Origin of the sequence: Streptomyces zaehneri (assembly GCF_032248645.1) — a bacterium.
Classification (GTDB): Bacteria; Actinomycetota; Actinomycetes; order Streptomycetales; family Streptomycetaceae; genus Streptomyces; species Streptomyces coriariae.
This window is the reverse complement of the sequence record NZ_JASTTJ010000056.1, coordinates 1-7456: the sequence shown is the minus strand read 5'-3', so window position 1 is coordinate 7456 and position 7456 is coordinate 1. Positions and strand designations below refer to the sequence as shown.

The following is a 7456-nucleotide window of genomic DNA, read 5'->3' as shown; positions in this document are numbered from 1 at the left end:
ACCGGCTCAAGAACTCCCGTGCCGTCGCAACCCGTTACGACAAGAGGGCCTACGTCTTCCATGGCACCGTCACCGCAGCAGCGATCCGCTTATGGCTCCGATCATGATCCGTCGGACACTCCCTAGGGCGCGTCCCTTGGATCAGCCCGGGTCCACGGCGCCCGGCGCCTGATCCGACCCGATCCAGAAGAAACACCCCAGCCACCCCGCTCAGTGGCTCATGCGGGCGAACTTCCGGACCGCCAGGGGGAAGAAGACCGCCAGCAGGGCCAGGGGCCAGGCGGTGGCCGCCCACAGGTGGGCCGGGTCGGCGCCCAGGCCGCCGAACAGGTCGCGTACCGCGGTCGCCGTCCGGGACATCGGGTTCCACTGGACGGCGGTGCCCAGCCAGCCGGGCATCGCGGCGGGGGCGGCGAGGGCGTTGGAGAGGAAGCCGACCGGCCAGACCAGGATCTGCACGGCCTGCACCATCTCCGGTTTGCCTGCCACCAACGCCAGATGGATGCCGATCCACAGCATTGCGAAGCGGAAGAGGAGGAGCAGGCCCACCGCGGCCAGGAAGGCGCCCGGTCCGCCCTGGGGCCGCCAGCCGAGCGCGAGGCCGACGACGATCAGCACCGCCAGGCCCACGGCCGACTGGAGCATGTCGGCCGCCGAACGGCCCACCAGGACCGCGCCGTCGGCCATCGGCATGGCGCGGAACCGGTCGATGACACCCTTGTCGAGATCCTGCGTGACGGCGAGCATCGTGCCCTCCAGGCCGAAGGCCATGGTGAGCGCGAGCATGCCGGGCATCAGGTAGTCGAGGTAGTCGCCGCTCACCCCGCGGCCGCCGCCGACCAGGTAGCCGAACATCAGCAGCAGCATCACGGGGAAGACCAGCCCGACGACGAGGCGGCCCGGCTGCCGTGCCCAGTGGGCGAGTTCACGCCGGGTCATGGTCCAGGAATCGGTCAGCGCGTACGTGTTCACACGGTCTCCTTCGTACGGTCGTCCTGCCCGGTCAGGTGCAGGAACACCTCGTCCAGCGTGGGGCGGCGCAGGGCCACGTCCTCCGCCTCGATGCCGGCCTCCTCCAGGGCGCGGACGACGGCGGAGAGGGCGGCCATGCGGTCGGTGACCGGGGCGCTGAGCAGGCGGCGGTCGGGGTCGACGGTGACGTCCTCCTCGGGCAGGGGCAGCAGGGCGAGGGCCGCGCCCAGCAGGCCCGCGTCGCGAAGGACGACGTCGATGCGGTCGCCGCCGGTCAGCGTCTTCAGCTCGTCCGCCGTGCCGTCGGCGATCACGCGGCCCCGGTCGACGACGGAGATCCGGTGGGCGAGCTGGTCGGCCTCCTCCAGGTACTGGGTGGTGAGCACGACCGTCGTCCCGCCGCCGACCAGCGAGCGGACCGCGGACCACACCTCGGCGCGCCCGCGCGGGTCGAGGCCGGTGGTCGGCTCGTCCAGGAAGAGCACCTCCGGGTCGGTGCCGTGCCGGTTGCCGATGAGGGAGGCGGCCAGGTCGAGGCGGCGGCGCATGCCTCCGCTGTAGGCGCGGACCGGCTTGCGGCCGGTGGCGGCGAGGCCGAAGCGCTCCAGGAGCTCGTCGGCACGCACGCGCGCGTGGCGGGCGCCCAGGTGGTGGAGGCGGCCGAACATCTCCAGGTTCTGGCGGCCGCCCAGCTCCTCGTCGAGGGCGGCGTGCTGGCCGAGCAGTCCGATGCGCCGGCGGACCTCCCCGGCCCGGCGCACGACGTCGTGGCCGGCCACCTCGACGCGTCCGGAGTCCGGCCGCAGCAGCGTGGACAGGATCCTGACCAGGGTCGTCTTGCCCGCGCCGTTCGGCCCGAGCACCCCGTGCACGGTGCCGCGGGCCACCGTGAGGTCGAGCCCGTCCAGTGCCTGCGTGTCGCCGTACCTCTTGCGTACGCCTTCGACGGTGATCGCCGTGTCGGCCATCAAAGTCCCCCAACCCCTCCGCTAATCAAACTTGACTACCGACTCAAAGTAACGCCGCGGACCTGACTCGTCAAACTTGATTAGCGAGCGTCTCCCGGATGCCGCTCATCCGTGGCGTACGGGTTCTCCTCGCCCTCCGCGAGGACGCCGACGAACGGCTCGCCCTCCCCCGCGAAGGTGTACGCGCCGCGCTCGATCCGCGCGATCAGGCCGCGCGTCCATGTGGCCTCGGCGTCGGCCGTGTGGATCCAGAGGTTCATGATCTCCCCGATGTGGCCCAGTTGCTCCGGCCCGCCCTCGGGGACGTAGTGCTCGGTGACGGCGGAGCGCCACTCCTCGATGCCGTGGATACGCTCCTTCAGGAGCGAAACGGCCTCCGCGCGCGGGAGGTCGACCACGAAGCCGATGGCCGCCGACTTCACGTCCGTCTTCTGGTCGTACGAGGTCAGCGCCTCGCGCAGCAGCCTGAAGTACTCCTCGGTGCCGGCCTCGGTGATCTCGTACTCGGTGCGCGGCGGGCCGCCCGCGGTGGACGGGGCCGTCTCGTGCTCGCGCAGCAGCCCCTGCTTCGCCAGCTGCTTCAGGGCGTGGTAGATCGAGCCCGGCTTGGCGTTGGACCACTCGTGGGCGCCCCAGTACTCCAGGTCGCCGCGCACCTGGTAGCCGTGGGCCCGCCCGTGCTGACGCACGGCGCCCAGCACGAGAAGACGGATCGCTGACATGCGCCCAGGTTATGGCGTGGCGGACACGTGCCCGTCAGGGGCCCGGGCGCATGTCCGCCGTGCTGCCGAAGCGCCGCCCCTCAGGGGGTCGGACGGCTCAGAACGGGAATCCGCTGCGGCCGTGCTGGACCGAGATCCACTTCGTGGTGGTGAAGGCCTCCAGGGTCGTCTCGCCGTTGAGGCGGCCGACGCCGGAGTTCTTCTCGCCGCCGAAGGGGACGATCGGCTCGTCGTGGACGGTGGCGTCGTTGACGTGGAACATGCCGGTGACGATCTGCTTGGCGAAGGCGACGCCCCGCTCGATGTCGGCGGTGTGGACGGCGCCGCTGAGGCCGTACGGCGTGTCGTTGGCGATGCGGACCGCCTCCTCCTCGCCGTCGAAGGTGTTGATGAAGACGACCGGGCCGAAGACCTCCTGCTGGAGCAGGGCGGAGTCGGCGGGCAGGTCGGCCAGCACCGAGGGCTCGACGAGGTTGTCCGTGGTCGTGCCGTGCAGCAGGGCGGTCGCGCCCTCGGCGATCGCCTGCTCGACGGCGCCGGTCACGGCCTCCGCCTGCTGGGAGTTGATCACCGGGCCGATGGCCGTCTGCGGGTCGCGCGGGTCGCCGGCCTTGAGGGTCTTCACCTTGGCGACGAACTTCTCGGTGAACTCGTCCGCGAGCGAGCGGTCGACCAGGATGCGGTTGGCGGCCATGCAGACCTGGCCCTGGTGGACGAAGCGGCTGAAGACGGCCGCGTCGACCGCGTAGTCGACGTCGGCGTCGTCGAGGACGACGAAGGCGCTGTTGCCGCCGAGTTCGATGATGGACCGCTTGAAGTGCGAGGCCGCGACGGTGGCGACATGGCGGCCGACCTTGTCGGAGCCGGTGAAGGAGATGACCCGCGGGACCGGGTGCTCCAGGAAGGCGTCGCCGATCTCGGCGATGTCGGTCACGACGACGTTCAGCAGGCCCGGGGGCAGTCCGGCGTCCTCGAAGAGCTTGGCGATCACGGTGCCGCCGGCGATCGGGGTGTTCTGGTGCGGCTTGAGCACCACACCGTTGCCCAGGGCCAGCGCGGGGGCGACGGACTTCAGCGACAGCAGGAAGGGCACGTTGAACGGGCTGATCACACCGACGACGCCGACCGGCTCCCGGTAGACCCGGTTCTCCTTGCCGTCGATCGGCGAGGGCAGGATGCGGCCCTCGGGACGCAGCGCCAGGTGGATCGACTCGCGCAGGAACTCCTTGGCGAGGTGCAGCTCGAAGGCGGCCTTGCCGAAGGTGCCGCCGGCCTCGGCGACGAGGACCTCGCTGATCTCCGCCTCGCGCTCCTCGACCAGCCGCAGCACCTTCTCGAAGACCGAGCGGCGGGCATAGGCGTTGGTCGCGGCCCACTGCTTCTGGACGCGGGCGGCGGCACGGTAGGCGTCGTCGACCTCTTCGACGGTGGCTATGGTGATCGAGGCCAGCTTCTCGCCGTCGTAGGGGTTGAAGTCGATGATGTCCCAGGACCCGGTCCCCGGACGCCACTTACCGTCGATGTACTGCTGGGCCAGGTCAGTGAAGTAGGACGTCATGTGATCCCTCAATCCCCTGCTGCGATCGGCTGTGATCGATCGGCATCACGATCTGATCACACGTCATCGTACGGGGGTTTCAAGGGAGTTGGGGCCGATCCAGGAGGGGCTAGGGGAATCCCTAGGACAGCTGGATCAGGCCGCGCAGGAGGTCCCGGCTCTCGTCCGGCCCGGGGCTGTCCTGCTGGAGCTCCTTCAGCGCCTGCTCGTACTGCGCGACGTCCTCACGCTTGTCGAGATACAGGGCGCTGGTGAGCTGCTCCAGGTAGACGACGTCCTGGAGGTCGGACTCCGGGAAGCTCAGGATGGTGAAGGCGCCGGACTCGCCGGAGTGCCCGCCGAAGCTGAACGGCATCACCTGGAGCCGCACGTTGGGCCGCTCGGAGATCTCGATCAGATGCTGGAGCTGTCCGCGCATCACCTCGCGGTCGCCGTACGGCCGGCGCAGCGCCGCCTCGTCGAGGACGATGTGGAAGTCGGGGGCGCTCTCGGCGACGAGGTACTTCTGCCGTTCCAGACGCAGCGCCACCCGCCGGTCGATGTCGGCCGCGTTCGCGCCCTTCATGCCCCGGCTCACCACCGCGTGGGCGTACGCCTCGGTCTGGAGCAGGCCGTGCACGAACTGGACCTCGTACGCCCGGATCAGCGCGGCCGCGCCCTCCAGGCCGACGTACGTGGGGAACCAGTTGGGCAGGACGTCCGAGTAACTGTGCCACCAGCCCGCCACGTTGGCCTCGCGGGCGAGTCCGACGAGCGCCTGGCGCTCGGTGTCGTCCGTGATGCCGTACAGCGTCAGCAGGTCCTCCACGTCCCGGGTCTTGAAGCTCACCCGGCCCAGTTCCATCCGGCTGATCTTCGACTCCGAAGCCCTGATCGAGTAACCCGCCGCCTCGCGCGTGATGCCGCGTGCCTCACGCAGTCGCCGTAGTTGCGAGCCGAGCAGCATCCGCCGCACCACCGATCCGGGCTCTCCCGCGCTCACGTTCGCCAGCCTCCCCAACCGTCTTAGGGGCCGCAGTCTGCCACTAAAACACTTCGAGCAGTACTCGTCCGATTACAGAGATGGAAAGAAGACAAAGGATACGTACAGCGCGATGCGAGGGAACAGTGAGGGGAAAGCAAGAGAAGTGGCCCTGACGGGCGAGAAGTTGGCGGAAAAAATGGCCAAGAAGCGGTACGGGCAGGTCCATTTCGGTCACGTGCACGTGCATCTGCCCTTGCATCCGCAGTGCGCATCGGAAACCATGGTCTCGCGCCACCGCTGCATCGCAACGACCGCGAATCCCGGGAGTGCCTCGCATGGGGACGAATGGATCGACCATGCTCGAGCCGTTACGGCAGGGCCTTCCGCCGCTTGATCCCGCGGCCGTGTCCAACGCCGCCTCGTGTGCTCTGCCCGCCCGCTTCGAAGCGGTGCGCGAGGCCCGGCAGTTCACCAAGCGGACCCTCGGCCAGTGGGACGTCGGCGACCGTTTCGACGATGTCTGTCTGGTCGTCTCGGAGCTGGTGACCAACGCCCTGAGACACGGACTCTCCTCCGACGACGTCCCGCACGCACCGGACCGGCAGCATCCGCCCGTGCGGCTGCACCTGATGCGGTGGACCGAGCGCCTCGTGTGCGCGGTGCGCGATCCCAGCCGGGAGAGTCCGCTGCCCCGCGAGAGCGACGACTTCTCGGCGGAGTCGGGCCGCGGTCTGTTCCTCGTCGACTCCTTCGCCGACAGCTGGGGCTGGCACCCGCTCTCCGGCAGCCTGGGCGGCAAGGTCGTCTGGGCGCTCTTCCGGCTGCACACGCCTGCCGAATGACGAACCGCGACGCGCTCTGACGCCGCGGTTCTACGCGCGTTGCCCGCCGTTTTCGCGCGACAGGTCCGCATTCCCGGAGTACGCGGAGCACAGGCGGAGGGCCGACGGAGAGCGCGGCCGAGGAGAGGGCGAGCGCGTCGAGGGACGTCAGCTCGCGATCAGGTGGTCGAACTCGCCGTCCTTGATGCCGAGCAGCATCGCCTCGATCTCCGCGCGGGTGTAGACGAGTGCGGGACCGTCGGGGAAGCGCGAGTTGCGCACGGCCACGTCACCGCCCGGCAGCCGTGCGAACTCGACGCAGGAACCCTGCGAGTTGCTGTGCCGACTCTTCTGCCAGGCAACCCCGTACAGCTGTGTGGCCGTCATGCCGTTGTACACGTCGTGCCCCCCGTCAACGTGGTGGTCCACAGGTCGCTCCCTGGTGGTGCACTGGCTCGTGTGGCCATTGGTGCCGTGGTCAACTGTCCCGGATCATAACCCCGTTCATGTGCAGACGCATGAGCAGATGCACGTGCACGCGCGGTGCCTGCCTGGTTACAGCTTTGACGCCCGCTTTACCCGGCGTTCCGCCCCGCACGTCCGGGGCGGCGGTCGACGTCGGGTCCACGTGAAAGTCGTCCGGATCGAACTACTCCTGCACTAGGAACAGACGCATGGCACGGCCGTCCTGTTCCGTCGACACGGGAACAGATCGGCTGACGGGGGCCGGTGTGCGGCGGCGGGGCCGTCCCGAAAGGAACGGTTCCGGCGGATGCCCGTCATCCGCTCGGCACGGTAGGACGTCCCTCGGGATGCGGCCCCGCCCGATGTACGCCGGTGCCGTGGCGCGGCGGTCGGCGGGACGGCCGGGCACACCTCCGGCGTCCCGCCCGACGCCCAAACCCCCCGGCACCTGTCCGTCCGAGGACGGCCCGACCGGTCCGTCGCCCCGGGCCGGAACCGGAACACCCCGGGCGGCGACGATCGACGGCGACAAGCCGCCGCCCCCGCGCACGACGGTGAAGTCGGCCGCGAGGGCGGGACGGAGACGGCCCGACGCCGTAGCGACGCCTCGGCCCGCTGTCGGGCCGACGACCGCCTCGAACGGCCAGGGCGAGTAGACGGCGTGGGTGAATTCGCTCGTACGAGTGAGGGGCGAACCGTACGGAGACAGCGGGCCCGGAACTACGGATGGAGCCGCTCCCGGACGGGGCGTGAGTGGACGGGGAGGACGCCTACAGGACAGGTGCGGGGAGGGGCTGTGGAGGGGGTCGGCGCGGGCGGTGGTGCTCGGTCGGACGTGGTGGTCGGTCGGACGTGGTGGTCGGTCGGACGTGGTGAGGGTCGGCGGGGGCGGTGTCGGCGATGCGTGTGGCCGCGGGCCCTACGGGTGGAGTGGGTCAGCGGTGGAGTGGGGCCGGGGAGGGCACCGGGGTGGGACAGGTCGGGGA

Annotated in this window: 7 protein-coding genes and 1 pseudogene; 2 read left to right on the top strand and 6 right to left on the bottom strand. The window is 70.1% G+C overall.

Annotated features, from left to right (window positions below; translation table 11 throughout):
* A pseudogene (locus QQM72_RS40525) lies at window positions 1–107 on the top strand (IS5/IS1182 family transposase); the annotation flags it as partial.
* A 103-nt stretch (window positions 108–210) separates the two neighbouring features.
* On the opposite strand, the gene QQM72_RS40520 reads toward QQM72_RS40525, so the two are convergent.
* The 5 genes from QQM72_RS40520 to QQM72_RS40500 form a co-directional block, all read right to left on the bottom strand.
* Window positions 211–972, bottom strand: a complete 762-nt coding sequence (locus QQM72_RS40520; protein WP_314225815.1) for an ABC transporter permease — start codon at window positions 970–972, stop codon at window positions 211–213.
* Entirely contained in the window at window positions 969–1940 is a 972-nt protein-coding gene (locus QQM72_RS40515) for an ATP-binding cassette domain-containing protein (protein ID WP_314225814.1), read from the bottom strand. The genes QQM72_RS40520 and QQM72_RS40515 overlap by 4 nt, the downstream gene beginning before the upstream one ends.
* A gap of 80 nt (window positions 1941–2020) precedes the next feature.
* Window positions 2021–2662 carry a PadR family transcriptional regulator gene (locus tag QQM72_RS40510; RefSeq protein ID WP_314225813.1) on the bottom strand — a complete coding sequence of 214 codons (642 nt, stop codon included), beginning with the start codon at window positions 2660–2662 and terminating at the stop codon, window positions 2021–2023.
* A gap of 97 nt (window positions 2663–2759) precedes the next feature.
* Entirely contained in the window at window positions 2760–4220 is a 1461-nt protein-coding gene (locus QQM72_RS40505; protein WP_314225812.1) for an aldehyde dehydrogenase family protein, read from the bottom strand.
* A 121-nt stretch (window positions 4221–4341) separates the two neighbouring features.
* Window positions 4342–5166 (bottom strand): helix-turn-helix domain-containing protein, encoded by an 825-nt coding sequence (locus QQM72_RS40500; RefSeq protein ID WP_171402167.1) that lies wholly within the window; start codon window positions 5164–5166, stop codon window positions 4342–4344.
* Window positions 5167–5540: 374 nt separating this feature from the next.
* On the opposite strand from QQM72_RS40500, the gene QQM72_RS40495 reads away from it, so the two are divergent.
* Window positions 5541–6026: an ATP-binding protein gene (locus tag QQM72_RS40495; RefSeq protein ID WP_054241766.1), complete on the top strand. Its 486-nt coding sequence runs from the start codon at window positions 5541–5543 to the stop codon at window positions 6024–6026.
* 147 nt (window positions 6027–6173) lie between these two features.
* On the opposite strand, the gene QQM72_RS40490 is transcribed toward QQM72_RS40495, so the two are convergent.
* On the bottom strand, window positions 6174–6392 hold the full coding sequence (locus QQM72_RS40490; protein ID WP_052183895.1) for a DUF397 domain-containing protein: 219 nt from the start codon (window positions 6390–6392) through the stop codon (window positions 6174–6176).
* Between the last annotated feature and the right edge of the window lie 1064 nt (window positions 6393–7456).